The organism is Serratia sp. DFXYC6, from assembly GCF_057196085.1.
This window is the reverse complement of record NZ_JBXUNV010000005.1, coordinates 41,740-66,581: the sequence shown is the minus strand read 5'-3', so window position 1 is coordinate 66,581 and position 24,842 is coordinate 41,740. Positions and strand designations below refer to the sequence as shown.

Below are 24,842 nucleotides of genomic sequence, written 5' to 3'. Positions count from 1 at the left end.
GCGCGCGCGCAAAGCCAAGCCGAATCAATCCGAAAACGCTCCGCCCTTCTCCTCCTCCCCGAAAAACCCTCGCAGGGAGGAGGCCATTTTTCCGCCGTTTGCCACACTGGCGCTACCCAGCGGAAAAAACGCTTCCTGCCACGCGTAAGGAGAGCCATGAAACTGTTACCCCTGCCCTTGTTGATACTGCTGTCGCCTTCGGCACTGGCCGGCTGGACGTTGGCGGGTTTCCCGGCCTTCGACGAAACTGCCGCCGGGCTGTTCGCCAGCCAGGCCGCGCTGCCCAAAGGCCAACTGCCGCTGCGGCTGTATCAGGATAACCACTGCTGGCAGCCCGCCGAGGCGGTGAAGCTTAACCAAACGCTGTCGCTGCAGCCCTGCGGCGCCCATCCGCCGGCCAGCTGGCGGCAGTTCCGCGCCGGCGATTATCAGGTGCGCATCGACACCCGCAGCGGCACGCCGACGCTGCAGCTCAGCCTGAGCAGCGCGCCGGAAAGCGCCGCCGTTGCCGTGCGCAGCTGCCCGCGCTGGGACGGCAAGCCGGTCACGGTCGACGTCGCCTCCACCTTCACCGAAGGCGAAACGCTGCGCGATTTCTATTCCGGCCAAACGGCGCAGGTGAGCCAGGGGAAAATCACGCTGCAGCCCGCCGCCGCCAGCGGCGGCCTGTTGCTGCTGGAATCCGCCGCCACGGCGAAACCGGCGGCGTTCAGTTGGCATAACGCCACGGTCTACTTCGTGCTGACCGATCGCTTTGAGAACGGCAATCCGGCCAATGACCACAGCTACGGGCGCCGCAGCGACGGCCTGCAGGAAATAGGCACCTTTCACGGCGGCGATCTGGCCGGCCTGACGCAGAAGCTGGATTATCTGCAGCAGCTCGGCGTCAACGCCTTGTGGATCAGCTCACCGCTGGAGCAGATCCACGGCTGGGTCGGCGGCGGCACCCAAGGCGATTTCCCGCATTACGCCTATCACGGCTATTACGCGCTGGACTGGACGCGCCTCGACGCCAACATGGGCACCGAACAGGAGCTGCGCACGCTGGTCGAGCAGGCCCATCAGCGCGGCATTCGCATTCTGTTCGACGTGGTGGTGAACCATGTCGGCTACGCCACGCTGGCGGATATGCAAACGTTCCACTTCGGCTCGCTGTATCTGCAGGGTGCAGAGGTGGAGAAAACCCTGGGGAAAAACTGGAACGACTGGCGCCCCGGGCCAGGGCAAAACTGGCACAGCTTCAACGATTACATCAATTTCAGCGACAAGGCGGGCTGGCGCCCATGGTGGGGGAAAAACTGGATCCGCACCGACATCGGCGACTATGACGCGCCGGGCTATGACGACCTGACGATGTCGCTGGCCTTCCTGCCGGACATCAAAACCGAAGCGCCCGGCGCCAGCGGCCTGCCGCTGTTCTATCGCCACAAACCCGACACCGCCGCTCGCGACATGCCCGGCGCCACCACCCGCGATTACCTGACCGTCTGGCTCAGCCAGTGGGTGCGCGATTACGGCATCGACGGTTTTCGCGTCGACACCGCCAAGCACGTGGAAAAACCGACGCTGGCGCTGTTGAAGCAGCGCGCCACGGCGGCATTGGCGGCGTGGAAAGCGGAGCATCCACAGCAGGCGCTGGATGACGCGCCGTTTTGGATGACCGGCGAGGCCTGGGGCCACGGGGTGATGAAAAGCGACTATTACCAAAACGGCTTCGACGCGATGATCAACTTCGATTTCCAGGACCAGGCGTCGCAGGCGCTGGGCTGCTTTGCCGACATCGATGCCACCTACCGGCAGATGGCCGAGCGGCTGCAGGATTTCAACGTGTTGAGCTACCTCTCTTCACATGACACCCGGCTGTTCTTCGCCAGCGACGCCAAAGGCTCGCAGGTGCGCCAACAGCGGGCGGCGAACCTGCTGTTGCTGGCGCCGGGGGCGGTGCAGATTTACTACGGCGATGAAAGCGGCCGCCCGCTCGGCCCAACCGGTTCCGATCCGCTGCAGGGCACCCGCTCCGACATGAACTGGCCTGAGTTGCAGGGGGAAAAAGCCTCGCTGCTGGCCCACTGGCAACGGTTGGGGCAGTTCCGCGCTCGCCACCCGGCGATCGGTGGCGGCGTGCAAACCCCGCAGCCGCGCGCCGCCTACTATGCCTTCAGCCGTCGACTCGGCGACGATAAGGTGATGGTGGTATGGGCCGGCGAACGGTCACAATAATCCAGCGTAATATGCTGACAATCGGCTAATGAGCGAAGCTTTTGCCCATTGGTCGATTTGTCGGCCGCATTGCAGAGGAATTTGTCTGGCGGTATGGTGGGGGATTACCTGCTAAAAAACAGTACTGCTGCACCTATGACTTTCTCACTTTTCGGCGAAAAATTTACCCGTTATGCGGGCATTACCCGTTTGATGGACGACCTGAACGAAGGCCTGCGCACCCCCGGTGCCATCATGCTCGGCGGCGGCAACCCGGCGCAGATCCCAGAGATGGAAGCCTACTTCAAACAGCTGTGCCAGGAGATGCTCGACCAGGGCAAACTGACCGAAGCGTTGTGCAACTACGACGGCCCGCAAGGCAAGGACGCGCTGCTGAAAGCGCTGGCCAATCTGCTGCGCGACGAGCTCGGCTGGGAGATTTCGCCACAGAATATTGCACTGACGAACGGCAGCCAAAGCGCGTTTTTCTACTTGTTCAACCTGTTCGCCGGCCGCTACGCCGACGGTTCGCGCCGCCGCGTGCTGTTCCCATTGGCGCCGGAATATATCGGCTATGCCGATGCCGGGCTGGACGAAGGGCTGTTCGTCTCCGCCAAACCGAACATCGAGCTGCTGCCGGACGGCCAGTTCAAATATCACGTTGATTTCGAACACCTCACCATCGGCGACGACATCGGCATGATCTGCGTTTCACGGCCGACCAACCCGACCGGCAACGTGATCACCGACGAAGAGCTGATAAAGCTCGACCTGCTGGCGCAGCAGCGCGATATTCCGCTGGTGATCGACAACGCCTACGGCGTGCCGTTCCCCGGCATTATCTTCAGCGACGCCACGCCGCTGTGGAACCCGAACACCATCCTGTGCATGAGCCTGTCCAAACTCGGCCTGCCGGGCTCGCGCTGCGGCATCGTGATCGCCGACGAGAAGGTGATCACCGCGCTGACCAACATGAACGGCATCATCAGCCTGTCGCCGGGCAGCATGGGGCCGGCGATGGCGACGGAAATGATCGCGCGCGGCGATCTGCTGCGCCTGTCGAACGAGGTGATTCGCCCGTTTTACAAACAGCGCGTCGAACACACCATCGAGATTATCCGCCGCTACCTGTCGCCGGAGCGCTGCCTGATCCACAAACCGGAAGGGGCCATCTTCCTCTGGCTGTGGTTCAAGGATCTGCCGATCACCACCGAGGTGCTGTATCAGCGCCTGAAAAAGCGCGGCGTGCTGATGGTGCCGGGCCACTACTTCTTCCCGGGGCTGGAGCACGACTGGCCGCACACCCACCAGTGCATGCGCATGAACTACGTGCCCGACCCGGAGAAAATCGAGCGCGGCGTGGCGATCCTGGCAGAAGAGATCGAGCGTGCGCATCAGGAAGCGAACTAAGCGCAATCCATCAGGGCGCCGCTACGGCGCCTTTTTTTGGATTACAGCGTCCAGAACAGCACCGCCAGCAGCTGCGGCGACATGATGCGCAGGAACATCGCCAGCGGATAAACGGTGGCGTAAGACAGCGCCGCGGCGCCGCTGGTGGGATGCAGACCGTTGGCGAACGCCAGCGCCGGCGGATCGGTCATCGATCCCGCCAGCATGCCGGACAGCGTCAGGTAGTTCATCTTGCCCACCGTGCGCGCCAGAATACCGACGCTCAGCAGCGGAATCGCGGTGATCAAGGCGCCGTACCCGACCCACGTCAGCCCCTCGCCGTGCAGCAACGTATCGATGAAGTTACCGCCCGATTTCAAACCAACCACCGCCAGAAACAGCACGATGCCCAGTTCGCGCAGCGCCAGGTTGGCGCTCGGCGGCATAAACCAGTACAGCTTGCCGATGCTGCCGATGCGCCCCAGGATCAGCGCCGCCACCAGCGGCCCGCCGGCCAGCCCCAGCCGCAATGCCGCCGGGAAGCCGGGCACGAACAGCGGAATGGAACCGAGCAATACCCCGAGGCCGATACCGATAAAGACCGGCAGCATCTGCACCTGCTGCAGTTTTTGTTGGGCGTTGCCGACAATCGCCGTCACCGCGTCGATGGCCTCCGGCCGGCCGACCAGGTTGAGAATGTCGCCAAACTGCAGCGTCACGTTGCTGCCGGCCACCAGCTCCACGCCAGCGCGGTTGAGGCGTGAAATCACCACGTCATACTTTTGCTTCAGATTCAGATCGCGGATTTTCTTGCCCAGCACCTGCTCGTTGGTCACCACCGCCCTCACCACCTGCAGCGCAGTGCCGCGCGTCGACAGCGAGGCATCCACCTCTTCGCCGATCACCAACCGGGCGTTCTCCAGATCTTCGCGTTTGCCCACCAGATGCAGGTAGTCGCCAAGCTCCAGCCGCTCGTGCGGCGCCGGCACCATCAACAGCTCCCCGCGCTTGAGGCGCGAACAGACGATCGCTTCACCGTTGAGCAGCGGCACGCTTTTGATCGCCATGCCCTGCAGATTGGGGTTGCGCACCGCCACGTTGATGGCGTGCAGCAACTCGCGCTGATTGCCCAGACTGCTTTCAAACGCCTGAGCCTCACGCTCGATGTTGATGCGGAAAATCAGCCGGATCAGCCACATCACCAGCAGGATGCCGCATATGCCGAACGGATAGGCCATGGCGTAACCCATCCCCATGCCGTCCACCAGCGCCGGATCGGAACCGAGATCGGTCAGGATTTGCTGACCGGCGCCCAGCGCCGGGGTGTTGGTGACCGCGCCGGAGAACACGCCGAGGATGATCGGCAGCGGCACGTCGAACAGCTTGTGTACCGCCGCCGCCACGATGCCGCCGGTCAGCACCAGCAGCACCGCGAAGGCGTTGAGCCGCAGACCGGAGACGCGCAGCGAAGAGAAGAAACCGGGGCCGACCTGGATGCCGATGGTGTAGACGAACAGGATCAGGCCAAACTCCTGGATAAAGTGCAGCATGTCCCCATTCAGGCTGATTTGCCCGCTCTGGGCAAAGTGGCCGACCAGGATACCGCCGAACAGCACGCCGCCAATGCCCAACCCGACGCCATACAGCTTCCAGTTCCCCATCCACAGCCCAATGACGGCCGCCAACGCCAACATGCTGACGGTCAGGGCGATATCGCTCATAGGTCACATCCTTGCCAAAGTTGAACATGGGATTTGCGGCCAAAGACACACAATTAACAAGGATTATGGCATCGGGCAGACGGGGGGACTGTGGCGTGCGCCACATAACGCAACGGGGGAGATCCGTTTGGATCTCCCCCGCATGATGATGACCGTTTTTCAGCCGGTTATTTCGCTTCCAGCTCCGGCGTCGCGCCGATGGCGATGCGCTGAGGCTGCAAGGCTTCCGGCACCTGACGCACCAGATCGATGTGCAACAGGCCATTTTCAAATTTGGCCTCGGACACCTGCAGGTGTTCCGCCAGGGTGAAGGTCAACTGGAACTCTTTGCACACCAGCCCCTGATGCAGGTACTCGACCTGTTTTTCCGGCGGCGTGGGTTTACCGCTGACGGTCAGCCGCGGCCCTTCCACTTCAATATTCAGTTCGCTCTGCCGGAAACCGGCCAGCGCCAGAGAAATGCGGTAGTGATTGTCGTCACTTTTCTCGATGTTATACGGCGGGAACCCCTGGGGTTCCTGGCCGCCCATTGAACTGGCCAATTTATCAAAACCAATCCACTGACGCAGAAGCGGGGATAAATCGTAATTACGCATAGGAACAACTCCTTTCATTAAGCGAGATGTGTTTATTCAGCCCCCTGACGGCAGGCTAATCATGACTTCATATTTACCGGCAGCGTACCTGCCGGCGAAACGGAAATTTATTTAATTTCGATGCGGCGCGGTTTTAATGTTTCCGGAACGATGCGTTGCATGTCGATATACAACAGGCCATTCTCCAGTTTGGCGCCTTTAATTTGAATATGTTCGGCCAGCTGGAATTTACGCTCGAAATTACGCTCGGCGATGCCCTGGTATAAATAGGTTTTTTCTGCCGGTTCATTGTTGTGCGCCCCGCGCACGATCAGCAGATTGTCCTGCGTGGTGATCTCCAGCTCCTGCTCGGCAAACCCGGCTACCGCGATGGCGATCCGATAATGATTTTCATCCACCAGCTCGACATTATAAGGGGGATAACCGCCGTTGCCCTGACTCTGGCCAGCCTCCAGCGCGTTGAACAGGCGATCGAAACCAATGGCGGAACGGTATAGCGGGGAAAGATCAAAATTACGCATAAAACAGCCTCCTAAGGCACTTCAGCGAGGTTGAAATAAATACGCCTTCCACTCTGGACAGGCTAATTAAGCCAGAATTCCCTTACGGCGAATTCTCAATTCGGCTCTGATGATAAAATGGGGGTTGCTTTCATCAATTCAACAGGCGAGGATCAAAAAAATTTGCACCAATAAGGTAAAAGTTTTTTTTACCACTTACACTAAAGTGAGAGAGCCGCCACAGAGCGGGATTTTGCTTCTTTTAAAGCAGCAACAGGATGTTATAAATCAGCTTAATTTAGGGGCACAGCAACCCTGCAGGATGGATTAATGACGATGATGAAAGCGATAGCGACGGGCTGCATGTTGTTGGCGACCAGCGGTTGCTCCAGCGTGATGAGCCATACCGGCCCGAATCAGGGTTACTATCCCGGCACCCGCGCCAGCGTGGACATGCTGAAGGACGACAACACCAGCTGGGCGATGATGCCGCTGGTGGCGCTGGATCTGCCGTTCTCCGCGGTGATGGATACCGTGCTGCTGCCTTACGACTATCTGCGCTCCGGCAACGACGCCACCGCAGACTCGCCAAAAGCGCGTATCCTGCGCAGCGAGCAGCAGAATTTGGCGGCGACCGGCAATCCCGGCCAGGGCGACGACAGCACCGCCACGCACTAATCGCGCAAGCAGCGGGTCATCAGGCCCGCCTTACGCCTCAACCACGAAGATCTGGTTGAACCCCGCTATCTCGCGCATAAACGCCACTTTCTTGCCATCCGGCGAGAACACCACGGCATCCCCCGACGGCGGCTGCACGCTGCGCGGCGTCAAACGCTGCAGGCGACCGCTGGCCACCTCGCACAGCATCACGCTGTTGTCGCACACCAAGGCTATCGTCCCGCCCTGCGGGTGCCAGCTGAACGCCGACTGGATGTCATGCTCGCTGCGGCTCACCTGGTGCGGCTCGCCACCGTTAGGCGACACCGTCCACAGCTGCACCACGCCGCCGTCGTCCTTCATCAGAAAAGCTATCTGGCTGCCGTCCGGCGAACTGCGCAACCAGTGGCGCGGCGCACCAGCCACGCTAGGAAAACGGCGATCCCCGGTAAAGGTTACCCGCCGCTGCCTGACGCCAAGCGGCGGCGCCGGCAGCTCGCTTTCCGTCCCCTGCAGCGGCAGAGCGCCCGCCCGGGCGTAGTCGACGTCGTTCTCCGGCAGATCGACGATAAACACCTCAGACAGCTTCTCTCCGGCGGCGGACAACGTATCGCCGATAAATGCCAGCGCCCAGCGCTGCCGGCTGCCGTCGGCCTTACGGTAGCCTTCGCGGCCGATCCAGCCTTCTTCGTAAGCGCGATTGATCTGATCGCTACCCGGCTGTGGCTGCGGCACCGTCTCGCTGACCAACACGCAATAGTGGCTGCCGTCGTACTCGCGCGGGTGCTGTTTTGGCGGATTAACCCCGTGCAGCGGCACGGCCACGCCGACGTTGCGCAGATCGCGCGCCGGATCGCGTTCATGCATCACGTGATCGTTGTAGGTAAAGCTGAGGCGGCTGCCGTCCGGACTGAAAACGTGCACGTGGCTGCCGCCGCGCAGCGCGCCGGGGGTATAGGGCGCGGTGATATCCAGCGCGTCGAGGGTGATGGCCAACTCGCGATCCGGTTCGCTGACGATCACCCCGCGGCGGTGGTGAAAATCATACTGCCAGGCGCTGTCCGGGTGCTCAGGTCCGTGAATAAAGGCATAGCGCGCCGGCGCATCGGGGCTGACCGTGACCACGCCAACGTGGGCGCCGTGCTGGGCGCGATAAATCACCTCCACCGCGCCGCTGGCGACATTGACACGCTCGATGCTGAGGCCGGTGAAAGAGGCGCCGCGCGGGCGCACGTCATAAGCCAGCCATTGACTGTCCGGCGTCCAGACGTTGATATTGGTTAACTGATGCCCACGAGGGTCGAAAGTCAGTTGTTTTTCCCGATGGCTCATGGCGGCTCTCCTGCACCTGCTGGCACTGAGCCGTCATCTTACCGGATCGGCGGCAGCGTTTCATATCGCCGCCGCCGTTTGCAGGCAAGGTTACTTTTTCAGGGCGTTGAACTCCGTTTTGGCCCGTTGCAACTGCGCAGCGAAAGTGGGCTCCGCATGCAGCCGAGCAACGATGGCCGAAGCGACCAAGCGCGCGGCGGTCACGTCGCTCTGCCAGTGATAGCCGCAGATCACTCGGCTTTGTCCCATCTCATAACCACGCTGCAGTATCGCCCCCTGATTGGCGGGATTGATCTCCGCCAGCACCAAAGCGGTCGCCCAGCCGATGGTGGTATGCCCTGAAGGATAGGAGCCGTTCTTCGATAACGTGCCTTCATCATCCGGGCGACAGGTAGGTTCCTGGTAGAAAGCGAATGGCCGAATGCGCATATAGTGATTCTTGGCGCTGCGGGTAGCCAGATCGCCTGCATCTTCACGCATTTTCATCACCAGCTTGAACAGCTCCGGCGTTTTATCCTGCGCAATTTCCGTACCGAATGCGCCGGAAAAAGCGGCGGCAACGCCATCTCCGGTAACCTGAGCGTCGTTATAAGCCTGTTTGCCTCGTTCAGTATTACGCAATAATTTTCCTGCATCATATTGTGCCTTGTCATTCATAAAATCGATGCTGTCCATCGCGGGCGGCGGCGGTAATAACGCCAGGCTATCTATCGACTGCGATTCTTGCAGAAAATAAACCTCTGGCTGGGTGGTCACATCCTTGGCGGCGAAACAAAACGGCGTCAGCGCGGCATAGGTTAATGAAGCGAGCAATATTTTTTTCATTATCGTTCCCTAATTAAAAATAAATGAGAGACTGCGACTTCCTTAACGCAAATAAATAAAAAATCGTGCCGTTAAACTATAATTTAACGATTATTTTTAGCCGTAAGCGCGATCACACAATGCCATGACCGGTTTTGACCGACGGTTGTGGGTAGGGTTTACAATCAATACAAAAAAGTACAAACTGGATTTTTAAGTCCAATTAAATCTTCTGGAGCCGGTATGAACACCCTCTTCGATGCCATTGTTTCCGCTCATCAGCAACTGCGCCCTCAGGTGCGGGTCACGCCGCTGGAGCGCAGCGTGCTGCTTTCTCAGCAATTGGGTTGCGAGCTGTATCTGAAATGCGATCACCTGCAGCACACCGGTTCCTTTAAATTTCGCGGCGCCAGCAACAAGCTGCGGCTGTTGGATAACGAGCAACGCCGGCGCGGCGTGATCGCCGCCTCAACCGGCAACCACGGCCAGGCTGTCGCCCTGGCGGGGCAACGGATGGGCGTTGGCGTCACGGTTTATGCGCCGGAGACGGCGGCGAGCATCAAGCTCGACACCATCCGGGCGCTGGGCGGCACCGTGGAATTGGTGCCGGGCGACGCGCTGAACGCCGAACTGGCGGGGGAACAAGCCGCACGCGAACAGGGGAAAACCTACATCTCGCCGTATAACGACGAGCAGGTCATTGCCGGCCAGGGCACCTGCGGCATGGAGCTGGTTGAACAACTCGCCGATCTTGACGCGGTGTTCGTGGCGGTCGGCGGCGGTGGCTATATCGCCGGCATCGGCACCGTTCTGCGGCAACTGTCGCCGAACACGCAGCTTATCGCCTGCTGGCCGGAAAACGCCACCAGCCTGTACAGCGCGCTGGAAGCCGGCCATATCTTCCCGGTGGAAGAACAAGAAACCCTGTCCGACGGCACCGCCGGCGGCGTCGAGCCGGGCGCCGTGACCTTCCCGCTGTGCCAGCAGCTGATTGACCGTAAAGTGCTGGTCAGCGAGGCGGAGATCAAACACGCGATGCGCCGGATCGCCGCCAGCGATCGCTGGATTATCGAAGGCGCGGCCGGCGTGGCGCTGGCGGCGGCGATCAAACTGGCGCCGGAATACCGAGGTAAAAAGGTGGCGGTGGTGCTGTGCGGTAAAAACATCGTGCTGGAGAAATACCTCAAGGCCATCGCCGATGCGCATCCTTAATCAGCAGCAAATCCTCGCCGCGTTCGACGCCGAGGCCATTACGCCGCTGCTGAAGCAGGGTTTTATCGCCTACTCGCAACAGCGGGTGCAACAGCCGCCGGTGCAGCATTTCCTGTTCGAGCAGGCCGCCGGCGACTGCTGCATCAAGTCCGCCTGGTTGAAAGGCGACAAACTGTTCGTGGTCAAGATCTCTACCGGTTTCTATCGCAATGCCGAACACGGCCTGCCGAGCAATCAGGGGCTGATGATGGCGTTCTCCGCCCAGACCGGCGAGCCGCAGGCGCTGCTGCAAGATGAAGGTTGGCTGACCGCGCTGCGCACCGCCCTGGCCGGCCGCATCGTCGCCGAGCTGTGCGCGCCGCCGCATATTCAGGCGATCGGCATGGTCGGCACCGGCCTGCAGGCGCGGCTGCAGCTGCAATGTCTGAAACCGGTGACCGATTGCCGCGAGGTATGGGTGTGGGGCCGCAACGAACAGGCGCTGGCGGCGTATCGGCGCGATGCCGAGGCTGAGGGTTTTCGGGTGCGGGTCACGCAGGATGCGGCGGAGCTGGCGGCGCACTGTCAGCTGATCGTCACCACCACGCCCAGCCGCGAACCGATTTTGCAGGCGGCGGATGTTCGGCCCGGCACGCACATTACCGCAGTGGGTGCCGACGCGCCCGGTAAGCAGGAGCTGGCGACCGAGCTGGTGGCCCGCGCTGACGCGCTGTTGGTCGATGCGCTGGCTCAGTGCACAGACTATGGCGAGATCGCGACGGCTTATCGGCAGAACAAGCTGACTTCAACGCCGATCGTCGAAATGGGCGCCGCATTGGCGCAGGGCGGGCGGGTACGACGCGAGCCGCAGCACATCACCATCGCCGATCTCACCGGCTTGGCGATTCAGGATCTGCAGATCGCCAAAGGGGTGTTGGCGAAAGTATAAAGGGGCGCCGCAGCGCCCCGTTTTCTCAGGCGTTGAGCACGAACTTCTCGATAGCGCGCGCCACGCCGTCTTCGGTATTGGCGCTGGTGACAAACTGCGCCACCGCTTTCAGCTCGGGAATGGCGTTGCCCATCGCCACACCGACGCCGGCATATTCGATCATCGCCGTATCGTTAGCCTGATCCCCCAGCGTCATGATGTTTTCCCGCGCCACGCCGAGGTGCTCGGCCAGCATTTTCACCCCGGCGCCCTTATCGACGTTTTTATGTAAGATCTCGAGGTAGTAAGGCGCACTTTTCAAGATAGTGTAACGCGCGCGCGTTTCCTCCGGGATGCGCGCGATGGCGCTGTCCAGCAGCGCCGGTTCGTCGATCATCATCACTTTTGGAAAACGCATCTGGCGATCCATCTCTTCCACGCTGCGGTATTTCAGCGGAATGCCGGTCATTTCCGCCTCGTGTATGGTGTACTTGCCGATGTCCTTGTTCGGGGTATACAAGGTATCGAAATCAAACGCCTGGAAGTGAACACCTAACTCGCGCGCCATCTGCTCGAAATGCAGATAATCCTCGAAGCCCAGGGTTTCCTGCAGGATGCAGGCGCCGTCGACCGCGCGCAACACCAGCGCGCCGTTATAGGTGATACAGAAATCGCCGGGGCCCTGAATGTCCAACTGGCGCAGATAGTCCTGCACGCCGACATAAGGCCGCCCGGTGGCCAGCACCACGTGCACCCCTTTGCGCCGCGCCGCCGCGATAGCCTGCTTTACCGCCGGCGTGATTTGATGCTGCGGATCCAGCAACGTGCCGTCCATGTCGATCGCAATCAGTTCAATAGCCATTCAACGCTTCTCCCAGTGGTTTTTATTCATGCTAACGCGTTTCAGCCTCGGCTGTCAGCGCCAAAAAAGGCCAAAAAAAATCCGCGCGGGTCGCCCGGCGCGGATTTTCACAGCCATTAACGCATCAGATATCGATGTTCGCCGCTTTCAGGGCGTTTTCTTCGATAAAGGCGCGACGCGGTTCAACCGCATCGCCCATCAGCGTGGTGAACAGCTGATCGGCAGCGATGGCGTCCTTGACGGTCACGCGCAGCATGCGGCGGCTTTCCGGATCCATGGTGGTTTCCCACAGCTGCTCCGGGTTCATCTCGCCCAGACCTTTATAACGCTGCACCGACAGGCCGCGGCGCGACTCTTTCACCAGCCACTCCAGCGCCTGTTCGAAGCTGTCTACCGGCTGACGGCGTTCGCCGCGCTCGATGAACGCGCCCTCTTCGATCAGCCCGCGCAGCTGCTCGCCCAGCTGGCAGATCTTGCGGTATTCACCGCCGTGGATGAAGTCGAAGTCCAGCTTGTAGTCGGTATCCACGCCGTGGGTGCGGATGCGCAGCGCCGGCTCGAACATCTGGCGTTCGCGGTTCTCGAAGATCACGAAGTCATAGCTGCTGCCGTGCTGCTCTTTGTCGTTCAGCGCCTGCACCAGCGAAGCGATCCAGGTTTTCACCTTGGCTTCATCGCTGAGATCGCCTTCGTTCAGCGTCGGCTGATAGATCAGGCTGTTCAGCAGCGCGCGCGGGTAGCGGCGCTCCATGCGGCCGATCAGCTTCTGCACGCCGTAGTGCTCGGCCACCAGTTTTTCCAACTGCTCGCCGCCGAGCGCCGGTGCGCTGGCGTTGGTGTGCAGCGTAGCGCCGTCCATCGCGATGGCGATCTGGTACTGATCCATCGCCTCGTCATCTTTGATGTACTGCTCCTGCTTGCCTTTCTTCACCTTGTACAGCGGCGGCTGTGCGATGAATACGTGGCCACGCTCGATGATTTCCGGCATCTGGCGGTAGAAGAAGGTCAACAGCAGCGTACGGATGTGCGAACCGTCGACGTCGGCATCGGTCATGATGATGATGCTGTGATAACGCAGCTTGTCCGGGCTGTACTCGTCGCGGCCGATGCCGCAACCCAGCGCGGTGATCAGCGTCGCCACTTCCTGCGAAGAGAGCATTTTGTCGAAACGCGCTTTCTCGACGTTGAGGATTTTACCCTTCAGCGGCAAGATAGCCTGATTCTTGCGGTTGCGCCCCTGCTTGGCAGAGCCGCCCGCGGAGTCCCCTTCCACCAGGTACAGTTCGGACAGCGCCGGATCGCGTTCCTGGCAGTCCGCCAGCTTGCCCGGCAGGCCGGCCAGATCCAGCGCGCCTTTGCGGCGGGTCATCTCACGCGCTTTACGCGCCGCTTCGCGCGCGCGCGCCGCGTCGATGATTTTGCCGACCACGATTTTCGCGTCGCCCGGATTCTCCATCAGGTAATCCACCAGCTTCTCGTTCATCAGCGTTTCAACCGCGGTTTTCACCTCGGAAGAGACCAGCTTGTCCTTGGTCTGAGAAGAGAACTTCGGATCCGGCACCTTCACCGACACCACGGCGATCAGGCCTTCACGCGCGTCATCGCCGGTGGCGCTGACCTTGGCCTTCTTGCTGTAACCTTCCTTCTCCATGTAGCTGTTCAGCGTACGGGTCATCGCGGTACGGAAACCGACCAGGTGCGTGCCGCCGTCGCGCTGCGGAATGTTGTTGGTGAAGCAGTAGATGTTTTCCTGGAAACCGTCGTTCCACTGCAGCGCCACTTCCACGCCGATGTCGTCTTTCACGGTGGAGAAGTAGAACACGTTCGGGTGGATCGGGGTTTTGTTCTTGTTCAGGTACTCGACAAACGCCTTGATGCCGCCTTCGTAATGGAAGTGGTCTTCACGGTCGGTGCGCTTGTCCTTCAGGCGAATAGACACGCCGGAGTTGAGGAAGGACAGCTCGCGCAGACGCTTGGCCAGAATGTCGTACTCGAATTCGGTCACATTGGTGAAAGTCTGGTGACTCGGCCAGAAGCGCACCATGGTGCCGGTCTGCTCGGTTTCGCCCACCACGTTCAGCGGCGCCTGCGGCTCGCCGTGGCTGTAAGTTTGTTCGTGCACTTTGCCTTCGCGGCGGATCACCAGCTCCAGTTTCTCCGACAGGGCGTTAACCACCGAGACGCCCACGCCGTGCAGGCCGCCGGAAACTTTATAGGAGTTGTCGTCGAATTTACCGCCGGCGTGCAGCACGGTCATGATGACCTCTGCGGCTGAAACCCCTTCTTCCGGGTGAATGCCGGTCGGAATGCCGCGGCCGTCATCCTGTACCGATACCGAGTTGTCGGCATGGATGGTGACCTGAATGTCACTACAGTGGCCCGCGAGCGCTTCGTCGATAGCGTTGTCCACAACCTCGAATACCATGTGGTGCAGACCGGTGCCGTCATCGGTATCGCCGATATACATGCCCGGGCGCTTGCGCACCGCATCCAGCCCTTTTAATACCTTGATACTTGAGGAGTCATAAGAATTCGACATCAACGTTTCTCGCTCATTTTAGTCCTGTGGTTGAACCTCTATTTTACCCTGTTCCACGCGGAACATCTTGCCCTTTTCACCGGCCATGTCGGTCACTTGTTCAGCGCTGACCGCGCTGACAAAAACCTGGGCCTGGGTGGCTTTCAGGCGATCGGCCAGCAACCGGCGACGGCCGGTGTCCAGCTCGGAGGCAAAATCATCAATCAGATACAGGCAACGCCGCCCGCTCTGCCGGGTGAGAAACTCACCCTGCGCCAAGCGCAACGCGCACATCAGCAGCTTAAGCTGACCGCGCGATAACAAATCCTCTACCGGCGTGCCGTCGGCACGAATGCGAAAGTCCGCTTTATGCGGCCCCACCGCGGTATAGGTCAACGCCCTGTCGCGCTCAAACTGGCGCTCCAGCAGCTCGCCGTAGTCGCTCTCTTTGTCCCAGCCGCGCTGGAAGGAGAAGCTCAGGGCGAATTCAGGCAGAAACTGCGCGCAGGTCGCGGTGATATCCGCGGCGATCGCGTCGCTGTATTCCGCCCGCCATTCGCTGATGCGCTCCGCGAGCGGGATCAGTTCCTGATCCCAGGCGCGGATCTGCGCATAGCGACTCACCTGGCGCAGCGCGGCATTGCGCTGCTTCAGTAACCGTTTCAGGTTGCTCCAGGCGGTGAAAAAACCGGGTTCGTTATGAAAACAGCCCCAGTCCAGGAAAGCGCGCCGGAATTTCGGCCCGCCGTTCAGCAGGGTAAAACCTTCGGGGGTGATCAGCTGCATGGGCAGCAGCTGCGCCAGCTCGGCCACCTTGTGGCCGTCGCTGCCATCGATGCGTACTTTGCTGTCACCCTGACGGCTCTTGCTCAATCCTACCGACAGCTCGCGCTCCGCGCCTTCGATGCGGCCATGCAGCACGAACTCCGGTTGGTCGTGGCGGATCACCCGACCGGCCTGCAGGCTGCGGAAGGCGCGGCCATGGCCGAGCGTATACACCGCCTCCAGCACGCTAGTCTTGCCGCTGCCGTTGGCGCCGACCAGGAAGTTGAATCCCGGCGCCAGCGCCAAATCCGCCGCCTCGATATTGCGGAAATCTTTAATCAATAAACGCGTCAGAGCCATGCAATCTCTTTACCGATGACGGTGCTGTAATTCAAGGTAACGAGACTACAACCGCATTGGCATGACAACGTAGGCCGCCGCCTGGCTGGCGCCGTCTTCGATCTGCACGCTGGAGACCGAGTCGGTCAACAGCAGGCGCACGTCTTCACACTTGAGCGCGTTCAACACGTCCAGCACGTAGCTGACGTTGAAGCCGATCTCCATCTCCGCGCCGTCGTAGCTGACGTCGAGGATCTCTTCCGCCTCTTCCTGCTCCGGGTTGTTGGCGGTGATCTTCAGCTGGTTCTGGCTGACGTACAGCCGCACGCCGCGGAATTTCTCGTTCGAGAGAATGGCAGCGCGGGCAAACGCCTGCTTGAGCAGATCGCAGCCGGCTTCCAGCGTTTTGTCCGGATTCTTCGGCAAGACGCGGCGATAGTCCGGGAAACGGCCGTCAACCAGCTTGGACGTGAAGATGAAATCGCCAACGTGGGCGCGGATGTTGTTGCTGCCGATCTGCAGCTGCAGCAGCGAGTCGCCGCCGTCCAGCAGACGCACCAGTTCCATCACCCCTTTACGCGGCACGATCACCGAATGCGATGGCAGCTGCTGGCCTATCGGCATCGAGCACACCGCCAGGCGGTGGCCGTCGGTCGCGACGGTGCGCAGCTCTTCGCCTTCGGTTTCAAACAACATGCCGTTCAGGTAGTAACGCACGTCCTGATGGGCCATCGAGAACTGGGTGGCTTCGATCAGGCGCTTCAGCGTCGCCTGAGGCAAGGTGAACTCCACCTCGCTCTGCCAGTCGTCCAGGTTCGGGAAGTCCGCCGCGGGCAGCGTGGACAGCGAGAAGCGACTGCGGCCGGACCGCACCAGCATGCGCTCGCTCTCCAGCGTGACGGCGATCTCCGCCCCTTCCGGCAGGCCACGGCAGATATCAAAGAATTTGCGCGCGGGCACAGTCGTCGCGCCCGGCTCGTGCGGCTGGGACAGGGCGACGCGCGCCACCATCTCCATCTCCAGATCGGTGCCGGTCAGCAGCAGGGAGCCTTCCGTCACCTGCAGCAGCAGGTTGCCCAGGATCGGCAAGGTCGGGCGGCCGCCCAGCGGGCTGCTCACCTGTTGCAGCGGTTTTAGCAGATGCTCACGTTCAACGATAAATTTCATAGCGCTATGAAGATAATGTTCTGATTAAATTGGAGAAATCTTCTTTGATGTCGTGACTTTCCTCACGCAACTGCTCGATCTTCCGGCAGGCGTGCAACACCGTGGTATGGTCGCGGCCACCAAACGCATCGCCGATTTCCGGCAGGCTGTGGTTGGTGAGTTCCTTCGCCAGCGCCATCGCCATCTGGCGCGGGCGGGCAACGGATCGCGAACGCCGCTTGGACAGCAAATCCGCGACTTTAATCTTGTAATACTCCGCCACCGTCTTTTGGATATTGTCGATGGTGACCAGCTTTTCCTGCAGCGCCAGCAGATCGCGCAGCGCTTCGCGCACGAAATCGATGGTGATGGCCCGGCCGGTAAAGTTGGCGTTGGCGATCACGCGGTTCAGCGCCCCTTCGAGCTCACGCACGTTGGAACGCAGGCGCTTGGCGATGAAGAACGCCACTTCGCCCGGCAGGCGAATGTCGTTTTCGTCGGCCTTTTTCATCAGGATCGCCACGCGGGTTTCCAGCTCCGGCGGCTCGATCGCCACCGTCAGCCCCCAGCCGAAGCGGGACTTCAGACGATCTTCCACCCCGTTGATCTCTTTAGGGTAGCGATCCGAAGTCAGGATGATCTGCTGATTGCCTTCCAACAGGGCGTTAAAGGTATGGAAGAACTCTTCCTGCGAACGCTCCTTGTTGGCAAAGAATTGGATGTCATCGATCAGCAACGCGTCGACCGAACGGTAGTAGCGCTTAAACTCTTCGATGGCATTGTTCTGCAACGCTTTGACCATGTCCTGCACAAAGCGTTCCGAGTGCATGTAGACCACTTTGGCGTTGGCCTTGCGCGCCATGATGCCGTTGCCCACCGCGTGCAGCAGGTGAGTTTTACCCAGGCCGGTGCCGCCATACAGGAACAAAGGGTTGTAGGCGCCGCCCGGATTGTCCGCCACCTGGCGAGCCGCCGCGCGCGCCAGCTGGTTGGACTTACCCTCGACGAAGTTGTCGAAGGTGTGTTTAGGGTTGACGTTGGAGCGGTAAGAGAGCTCGGGCTGCGCCGCAGCGTTGTCCCAGCTCGGGCGCGAAGGCGCGGCCGTGCGCGCCGCCGGAGCCGCAGGGGCGCTGCTGACGCTGGCGGTCACGGTCTGGCTGATCACCTGCGTGATCGGCTTGCTGCCGACTTCAAAACGCAGCAAAGGCGCATCCGTGCCGCAGAAATCATTCAGCAGACCATTGATGTTGTTTAAGTACTTATCGCGAACCCAATCCAGCACAAAACGGTTTGGCGCGTACAGCGCCAGGGTGTTGTCACTCAGTTCCGCCTGCAATGGGCGAATCCACATACTAAATTCTGTGGCAGGTAACTCATCCTGCAATCGGGCAAGACACTGCTGCCAAAGCGAAAGTGACACGGCGGACTCCACTCGAACAAGATCAATAAAGAAAAGAAACGGGCAACTTTTTTATAACTCATGATTTTTGACACATACCCGGCATCGGCTGTTTGCCTGTGGGGGATGCGAACCGCCTTTCACGGTTTGTGTCCCTCACGATCCCGGCATGAGGGATCGCGATCGGAATGACGGATCATAGCGCAATCCGCGCAAGAGATCCTCCCCTTCCTCACAGATTAGATCCATTTTATCCACAGGCCGCGGCCGGCGGCGATCTTTTCGCCGCCGGCGCCGAATGACCGCGCAGATCCCGGCCGCTGCGCCGCATTTTTTACATTGTCAACCGGTTATACCCTGTTATCCACGTCGGATCCTGCGATCGCGCGCAAAGGATCTCACGGGGATCCTTGCGATTTCACCCCGAGTCCGTATAATCTTCGCCCTACGTGTGATACCTGGTTCCTTATGGTGCGTCATTAGCCAGACAGGATTCTGCGGTGACCACGGGCCAAGAGCGGATTTTGTTCCGTTACTGGCAGACAACCAGGTAGGCTGGCGCGATGCGAATTGACTCAGGACTGTACAATTATTACAATCCCGCTTCTTTATGTATTGCGATTGAGGCGTCGGTCATCTTCACGCCGAGTAGCCAAACGCGTTTACTGATCAGTAATTATTTTAAGTTTAGGTAGAAATCGCTATGAAACGCACTTTCCAACCGTCCGTATTGAAGCGCAACCGTAGCCACGGTTTCCGTGCTCGTATGGCCACCAAAAATGGTCGTCAAGTTCTGGCCCGCCGTCGTGCGAAAGGCCGTGCTCGTCTGACTGTTTCTAAGTAATAAAGCTAACCCGCTGAGTGGTTAAGCTCGCTTTTCCCAGGGAGTTACGTTTGTTAACTCCCACTCATTTCACTTTCGTCTTCCAGCAGCCACAACGGGCTGGCACGCCGCAAATCACCATCCTCGGCCGCCTGAACCAGCTGGGGCATCCCCGCATCGGTCTTACCGTCGCCAAAAAACACGTCAAACGCGCGCACGAGCGTAATCGGATCAAACGCCTAACCCGCGAAAGCTTCCGCCTGCGTCAGCACGAATTACCGGCGATGGATTTTGTCGTGGTGGCCAAAAAGGGGATAGCGGATTTGGATAACCGCGCGCTGACGGAAGCTTTGGATAAATTATGGCGTCGCCACTGTCGCCAGGCTCCCGCATCCTGATCGGGCTGGTGCGGGCCTATCAGCTCGTCATCAGCCCGCTGCTAGGGCCTCGTTGTCGCTTCCAGCCGACATGCTCTCATTACGCAATTGAGGCATTAAGCAGGTTTGGCATGATAAAAGGCAGTTGGTTAGCATTGAAACGCGTATTAAAATGCCACCCTTTGAACCCAGGTGGCGATGATCCGGTGCCGCCAAAAACCGACGATAACAGAGAACACTAACGATGGATTCGCAACGCAATCTTCTTCTCATCGCTCTGCTGTTCGTGTCTTTCATGATCTGGCAGGCATGGCAAACGGACAACGCTCCGCAGCCGGCCGCACAGACCACGCAACAGACTTCGAACGCAGTAGCCGGTGATGCCGCCAGCCAGGCCGTGCCAGCCAGTGGTCAGGGTAAGCTGATTACCGTGAACACCGACGTGCTGTCACTGACCATCAACACCCGTGGTGGCGATATCGAGCAGGCTAAACTGTTGGCCTACCCGGATACTCTGGGTTCATCGACTCCGTTCCAACTGCTGGAAACCACCCCGTCGTTCGTCTATCAGGCGCAAAGCGGCCTGACCGGTAAAAACGGCCCGGACAACCCGGCCAACGGCGAACGCCCGCTGTATCAGGCGGCGCAAGACAGCTACACCCTGCCGGAAGGCCAGGACGAGCTGCGCATCCCGCTGACCTACACCGGTAAAGACGGCGCGATCTACACCAAGACCTTCGTGCTCAAACGCAACCACTATGCGGTCGGCGTGGATTACAGCATCGACAACAAAGGCGCGACGCCGCTGGAGCTGACCCTGTTCGGCCAGCTGAAGCAGACCACCGAATTGCCTAAGCACCGTGACACCGGCAGCAGCAACTTCGCGCTGCACACCTTCCGCGGCGCGGCGTACTCGTCCAGCGAGGACAAGTACCAGAAATACGCGTTCGACAAAGACGAAAACCTGAGCGTCACCACCAAAGACGGTTGGGTTGCGATGCTGCAGCAGTACTTCGCCACCGCGTGGGTGCCGGCGACCAAGGGTGACAACACCTTCTACACCGCCAAACCGGGTGACAACCTGTCCACCATCGGCTTCAAATCTACACCGGTCGTGGTGCAGCCGGGCGCTCAGCAACAGCTGAACGCGACCCTGTGGGTCGGCCCGGAGCTGCAGGACCAGATGGCTCAGCTGGCGCCACACCTGGATCTGACCGTGGATTACGGTTGGCTCTGGTTCATCTCCCAGCCGCTGTTCAAACTGCTGAAGTTCATCCACGGCTTTATCGGTAACTGGGGCTTCTCCATCATCATCATCACCTTCATCGTGCGCGGCATCATGTACCCGCTGACCAAGGCGCAGTACACCTCGATGGCGAAAATGCGCATGCTGCAGCCGAAGCTGCAGGCGATGCGCGAGCGCATCGGCGATGACAAACAGCGCATGAGCCAAGAGATGATGGCGCTGTACAAGGCGGAGAAAGTGAACCCGCTCGGCGGCTGTCTGCCGCTGATCATTCAGATGCCGATCTTCCTGGCGCTGTACTACATGCTGATGGGTTCGGTCGAGCTGCGCCACGCGCCGTTCGCCCTGTGGATCCATGACCTGTCGGCGCAAGACCCGTACTACATCCTGCCAATCCTGATGGGCGTGACGATGTTCTTCATTCAGAAGATGTCGCCGACCACCGTGACTGACCCGATGCAGCAGAAAATCATGACCTTCATGCCGGTGATCTTCACAGTGTTCTTCCTGTGGTTCCCGTCCGGTCTGGTGCTGTACTACATCGTCAGCAACCTGGTGACCATCCTGCAGCAGCAGCTGATTTACCGTGGTCTGGAAAAACGCGGTCTGCACAGCCGCGACAAGAAAAAAAGCTAAGCGTAGTGTAGGGGTTCGGCGCGCCGACCCTTGCAGTCACACCAAAGGCGGTCATTAGACCGCCTTTTTGCATCTTAATCGTCAGAGAGAACCGTTATGAGCACCACCGATACCATCGTAGCCCAAGCCACCCCGCCGGGACGCGGCGGCGTCGGCATTCTGCGCATTTCCGGAAGCAAGGCCAAAGACGTCGCTCAGGCGTTGCTCGGCAAGCTGCCGAAGCCGCGCTACGCTGACTATCTGCCGTTCCGCGACGCCGCCGGCGCCACCCTCGATCAGGGCATCGCGCTGTGGTTTCCGGGGCCAAACTCCTTTACCGGCGAAGACGTGCTGGAGCTGCAGGGCCACGGCGGGCCGGTGATCCTCGATCTGCTGCTCAAGCGCGTGCTGGCGCTGCCCGACGTGCGCATCGCCCGGCCCGGCGAGTTCTCCGAGCGCGCGTTTCTCAACGACAAACTCGATCTGGCGCAGGCCGAAGCGATCGCCGATCTGATCGACGCCAGCTCCGAGCAGGCGGCACGTTCGGCGATGAACTCGCTGCAGGGCGCATTTTCCATCCGCATCCACCAGCTCGTGGAAGCGCTCACTCACCTGCGAATCTACGTGGAAGCGGCGATCGACTTCCCGGACGAGGAAATCGACTTCCTGTCCGACGGTAAAATCGAGGCGCAGCTCAACGACGTGATGGCGGATCTGGACAGCGTGCGCGGCGAAGCGCGCCAGGGCAGCCTGCTGCGCGAAGGGATGAAGGTGGTGATCGCCGGGCGCCCCAACGCCGGTAAATCCAGCCTGCTCAATGCGTTGGCCGGGCGCGAGGCGGCGATCGTCACCGATATCGCCGGCACCACCCGCGACGTCTTGCGCGAACATATCCATATCGACGGCATGCCGCTGCACATTATCGACACCGCCGGCCTGCGCGACGCCAGCGACGAAGTGGAGCGTATCGGCATCGAACGTGCCTGGAACGAGATCGAACAAGCCGACAGGGTGCTGTTTATGGTGGACGGCACCACCACCGCCGCCACCGAGCCGGCGGAGATCTGGCCGGAGTTTATGGCGCGCCTGCCGGCAACGCTGCCGATCACCGTGGTGCGCAACAAAGCCGACATCACCGGTGAAACGCTGGGCCTGACGGAAGTGAATAACCACTCACTTATTCGCCTGTCGGCCCGCACTGGCGAAGGCGTCGATGTGCTGCGCGATCATCTGAAACAGAGCATGGGCTTCACCAGCAACATGGAAGGCGGCTTCCTGGCGCGCCGTCGCCACCTGCAGGCGCTGGAACTGGCGGCGCAGCATCTGGTGCAGGGCAAAGAACAGTTAGTGAGCGCTTACGCGGGCGAACTGCTGGCCGAGGAACTGCGCCAGGCGCAGCTGGCCTTGAGCGAAATCACCGGCGAATTCACCTCCGACGACCTGCTGGGCCGCATCTTCTCCAGCTTCTGTATCGGGAAATAACGCGCTGCCAGAGGCCTTCACGGCCGGGATAAGCCCTTGTTCCGGCCGTTTTTCTTTCCCGCTCTCGCTCTGCGCGCTGGCTCACAGCGCCGCTGCAACTGCCCGCGATATACTGGACGGTCAGGTGTCTTTCTCAGGAACGAGTCAACATGGCGTTAACCCTCAAGGTATTGCTGGAAAACCGCCGCGCCGCCGGCGCCAACCCGCTATTGCAGGCCAAGGCCGGGTTAAGCCTGCTGATTGAGGACGAGACGACCTCCATACTGTTCGACACCGGCCCCGACGACAGCTTCCTGCGCAATGCGGCGCTGATGGGCGTCGATCTCTCCCGTATCACCGCGACGGTGCTCTCCCACGGCCACTATGACCACTGCGGCGGCGTCGCCTGGCTGCCGGACAACAGCCGCATCATCTGCCACCCGCAGGTCGGCGATGAGCGCTATGCGGCGCTGAAGGTGCTGGGCCACACCCGCAAAATCAAAAAGCTCTCTTTGGACATCGACTACTCACGCCACCGCATGCACTACAGCCGCGAGCCGCTGGCGATCGGCGATCGCTTTATGTGGTCAGGTGAAATCGCCGTGCCCGCACCGCGCGCCTACGGGGTGATTACCGGGGAAAACGCGGCGGTGGATTACGTTATCGACGAAGGGGTGCTGATTTACAAATCGGATCGCGGTCTGGTGATCGTGACCGGCTGCGGGCATCGCGGGATCGTGAATATCGTGCGCCACTGCCAGAAAATCACCGGTATCGATCGGATCCACGCCTTGATTGGCGGTTTTCATCTGCGTTGCGCTTCCCCGCGCACGCTCTGGCGCGTCCGCCGTTTTTTACGGCAGCACCAGCCGGAAAAGATCATGGGTTGCCACTGTACCGGCGCGTGGGGCCGGCTATGGCTGCCGGAAGGGATCGCGCCGGCCACCGGCGATAGCTGGATCCTGGAATAACGCCTGCGCAGCTCATCACTGAAATCGGCAACAAATCGGATAAAACGCATAGTGTTTTTTGATGATAAATCCTCAACTTAGTCTTAATCTAACACCCCTGCGTTCTTAGCGACTCTCTGTCATGGAGTGAACAATGGCGTGTCATTTTGCCCGATGGACCCCGGCCTCCGCTGTCCTGGATACCCAGAGACTCGCCGACGAAGTGATAGCCGCCACCCGCACCTTTTCCGTTAAGCGCCGCACGCGCTACCTGCAAGGGCGCATTCTGCTCGCCGAAATGATGTTCTACCTGTACGGCCTGCCGACGCTTCCCCCTATAGCCACCACGCCCACCGGCCGCCCCTGCTTCGCCGACCATCAACTGCCCGATTTTAGCCTCGCCTACGCCAGCAACACCGTGGGCGTGCTGCTCAGCGACGAAGGCAAAGTCGGACTGGATATCGAAGTGATGCGGGCGCGCGGCAGCCGGCAAAGCGCGCTGCAGAACGCGCACCAGACGCCGGCGGAAAGCGCCTGGATCGGCGCGCAGGACGATCGGCTGGAGGCGGAGACTCAGCTGTGGAGCATTCGGCAAAGCGTGCTGAAAATTTCCGGCCTCGGCAACAGCGGCCAGTCTACGCTGCGTCTGCATCCCTTCTCCGGCCACCTGCGCTCCAGCGCCACGCCGGACGTTCAGGTGATGAGCGATGCCGACGAATATCTGAGCTGGGCCTGCGCCGGCAGCCCCGGGCTGGATCGCCTGCTGTGCTGGCGTTACGAAGAGCGCGGCGGCCTGCACAAAGACGGGGAAATCTCGCCGCGCAGCCCGGCGGCATCCTCACGCTTCGTTAAACTGACGGGCCTGAAGACGCCAGGTTGACGCGGCGCAAAGCGGATAACGCGGTCTTTACCGCACCAGTTACTGGATTAAATTGTAAAGACAGCTAAATGTTGAGCAATCGCCTATTCTCGACCAGCGCTTTAGCCTACTATTCGCCCATGTTGTACGCTGAATCTGCTCATT

22 protein-coding genes are annotated in these 24,842 nt (G+C 60.3%); 12 read left to right on the top strand and 10 right to left on the bottom strand.

Translation table 11 applies throughout. From position 1 onward, the window contains the following. Window positions 1-156 precede the first annotated feature (156 nt). Together AC2CGQ_RS21365 and AC2CGQ_RS21360 are read left to right on the top strand one after the other, a co-directional pair. A complete protein-coding gene (locus AC2CGQ_RS21365) occupies window positions 157-2,220 on the top strand; it encodes an alpha-amylase (RefSeq protein ID WP_484593874.1) in 2,064 nt (687 codons plus the stop codon). Between the two features lie 135 nt (window positions 2,221-2,355). Next, window positions 2,356-3,609 (top strand): valine--pyruvate transaminase, encoded by a 1,254-nt coding sequence (locus AC2CGQ_RS21360; RefSeq protein WP_484593873.1) that lies wholly within the window; start codon window positions 2,356-2,358, stop codon window positions 3,607-3,609. A 41-nt stretch (window positions 3,610-3,650) separates the two neighbouring features. Here the strand turns inward: AC2CGQ_RS21360 and AC2CGQ_RS21355 are convergent, their stop codons facing one another. The 3 genes from AC2CGQ_RS21355 to ibpA form a co-directional block, all read right to left on the bottom strand. After that, window positions 3,651-5,309, bottom strand: a complete 1,659-nt coding sequence (locus AC2CGQ_RS21355; protein WP_015376152.1) for a putative transporter — start codon at window positions 5,307-5,309, stop codon at window positions 3,651-3,653. Window positions 5,310-5,476: 167 nt separating this feature from the next. Beyond that, entirely contained in the window at window positions 5,477-5,905 is a 429-nt protein-coding gene (gene ibpB, locus AC2CGQ_RS21350) for a small heat shock chaperone IbpB (RefSeq protein ID WP_004933922.1), read from the bottom strand. 107 nt (window positions 5,906-6,012) lie between these two features. Next, a complete protein-coding gene (gene ibpA / locus AC2CGQ_RS21345; protein ID WP_004933919.1) occupies window positions 6,013-6,426 on the bottom strand; it encodes a small heat shock chaperone IbpA in 414 nt (137 codons plus the stop codon). A 309-nt stretch (window positions 6,427-6,735) separates the two neighbouring features. Here ibpA and AC2CGQ_RS21340 point away from each other — a divergent pair, with 309 nt between their 5' ends. Beyond that, complete coding sequence (locus AC2CGQ_RS21340; protein ID WP_004933911.1) at window positions 6,736-7,083, top strand: YceK/YidQ family lipoprotein; 348 nt, start codon at window positions 6,736-6,738, stop codon at window positions 7,081-7,083. Between the two features lie 30 nt (window positions 7,084-7,113). Here the strand turns inward: AC2CGQ_RS21340 and AC2CGQ_RS21335 are convergent, their stop codons facing one another. Beyond that, complete coding sequence (locus tag AC2CGQ_RS21335) at window positions 7,114-8,394, bottom strand: YidR family protein (protein WP_484593872.1); 1,281 nt, start codon at window positions 8,392-8,394, stop codon at window positions 7,114-7,116. 90 nt (window positions 8,395-8,484) lie between these two features. Beyond that, window positions 8,485-9,219, bottom strand: a complete 735-nt coding sequence (locus AC2CGQ_RS21330; RefSeq protein ID WP_015376151.1) for an acid phosphatase — start codon at window positions 9,217-9,219, stop codon at window positions 8,485-8,487. Between the two features lie 222 nt (window positions 9,220-9,441). Between AC2CGQ_RS21330 and AC2CGQ_RS21325 the strand changes: the two genes are divergently transcribed. Next, window positions 9,442-10,410 (top strand): threonine/serine dehydratase, encoded by a 969-nt coding sequence (locus tag AC2CGQ_RS21325; protein WP_021504163.1) that lies wholly within the window; start codon window positions 9,442-9,444, stop codon window positions 10,408-10,410. Beyond that, complete coding sequence (locus tag AC2CGQ_RS21320; RefSeq protein WP_484593871.1) at window positions 10,397-11,338, top strand: ornithine cyclodeaminase family protein; 942 nt, start codon at window positions 10,397-10,399, stop codon at window positions 11,336-11,338. Before AC2CGQ_RS21325 ends, AC2CGQ_RS21320 begins: the two co-directional genes overlap by 14 nt. 25 nt (window positions 11,339-11,363) lie before the next feature. On the opposite strand, the gene yidA is transcribed toward AC2CGQ_RS21320, so the two are convergent. From yidA to dnaA, 5 genes are all read right to left on the bottom strand, one after another. Next, window positions 11,364-12,179: a sugar-phosphatase gene (gene yidA / locus AC2CGQ_RS21315; protein ID WP_021504165.1), complete on the bottom strand. Its 816-nt coding sequence runs from the start codon at window positions 12,177-12,179 to the stop codon at window positions 11,364-11,366. Between the two features lie 124 nt (window positions 12,180-12,303). Next, window positions 12,304-14,718: a DNA topoisomerase (ATP-hydrolyzing) subunit B gene (gene gyrB / locus AC2CGQ_RS21310; protein WP_004933898.1), complete on the bottom strand. Its 2,415-nt coding sequence runs from the start codon at window positions 14,716-14,718 to the stop codon at window positions 12,304-12,306. 18 nt (window positions 14,719-14,736) lie between these two features. After that, window positions 14,737-15,822 (bottom strand): DNA replication/repair protein RecF, encoded by a 1,086-nt coding sequence (gene recF, locus AC2CGQ_RS21305; RefSeq protein ID WP_004933895.1) that lies wholly within the window; start codon window positions 15,820-15,822, stop codon window positions 14,737-14,739. A 45-nt stretch (window positions 15,823-15,867) separates the two neighbouring features. Next, window positions 15,868-16,968: a DNA polymerase III subunit beta gene (gene dnaN / locus AC2CGQ_RS21300; RefSeq protein WP_004933892.1), complete on the bottom strand. Its 1,101-nt coding sequence runs from the start codon at window positions 16,966-16,968 to the stop codon at window positions 15,868-15,870. Between the two features lie 4 nt (window positions 16,969-16,972). Continuing rightward, on the bottom strand, window positions 16,973-18,367 hold the full coding sequence (gene dnaA / locus AC2CGQ_RS21295; RefSeq protein ID WP_004933889.1) for a chromosomal replication initiator protein DnaA: 1,395 nt from the start codon (window positions 18,365-18,367) through the stop codon (window positions 16,973-16,975). Window positions 18,368-19,049: 682 nt separating this feature from the next. On the opposite strand from dnaA, the gene rpmH reads away from it, so the two are divergent. The 7 genes from rpmH to AC2CGQ_RS21260 all read left to right on the top strand — a co-directional run bounded on the left by rpmH (window position 19,050) and on the right by AC2CGQ_RS21260 (window position 24,698). Continuing rightward, window positions 19,050-19,190: a 50S ribosomal protein L34 gene (rpmH, locus tag AC2CGQ_RS21290; RefSeq protein WP_000831330.1), complete on the top strand. Its 141-nt coding sequence runs from the start codon at window positions 19,050-19,052 to the stop codon at window positions 19,188-19,190. 17 nt (window positions 19,191-19,207) lie between these two features. Next, a complete protein-coding gene (gene rnpA / locus AC2CGQ_RS21285; RefSeq protein WP_004933883.1) occupies window positions 19,208-19,567 on the top strand; it encodes a ribonuclease P protein component in 360 nt (119 codons plus the stop codon). After that, window positions 19,531-19,788 (top strand): membrane protein insertion efficiency factor YidD, encoded by a 258-nt coding sequence (gene yidD, locus AC2CGQ_RS21280; protein WP_004933881.1) that lies wholly within the window; start codon window positions 19,531-19,533, stop codon window positions 19,786-19,788. Before rnpA ends, yidD begins: the two co-directional genes overlap by 37 nt. A gap of 2 nt (window positions 19,789-19,790) precedes the next feature. Then, window positions 19,791-21,428, top strand: a complete 1,638-nt coding sequence (yidC, locus tag AC2CGQ_RS21275; protein WP_004933876.1) for a membrane protein insertase YidC — start codon at window positions 19,791-19,793, stop codon at window positions 21,426-21,428. A gap of 96 nt (window positions 21,429-21,524) precedes the next feature. Continuing rightward, on the top strand, window positions 21,525-22,889 hold the full coding sequence (gene mnmE, locus AC2CGQ_RS21270) for a tRNA uridine-5-carboxymethylaminomethyl(34) synthesis GTPase MnmE (protein WP_118892614.1): 1,365 nt from the start codon (window positions 21,525-21,527) through the stop codon (window positions 22,887-22,889). 149 nt (window positions 22,890-23,038) lie between these two features. Further along, window positions 23,039-23,839, top strand: coding sequence for an MBL fold metallo-hydrolase (locus AC2CGQ_RS21265; RefSeq protein WP_484593870.1), 801 nt, complete (start codon window positions 23,039-23,041; stop codon window positions 23,837-23,839). Between the two features lie 133 nt (window positions 23,840-23,972). Further along, window positions 23,973-24,698 carry a 4'-phosphopantetheinyl transferase family protein gene (locus tag AC2CGQ_RS21260; protein ID WP_004933861.1) on the top strand — a complete coding sequence of 242 codons (726 nt, stop codon included), beginning with the start codon at window positions 23,973-23,975 and terminating at the stop codon, window positions 24,696-24,698. Window positions 24,699-24,842: the final 144 nt, after the last annotated feature.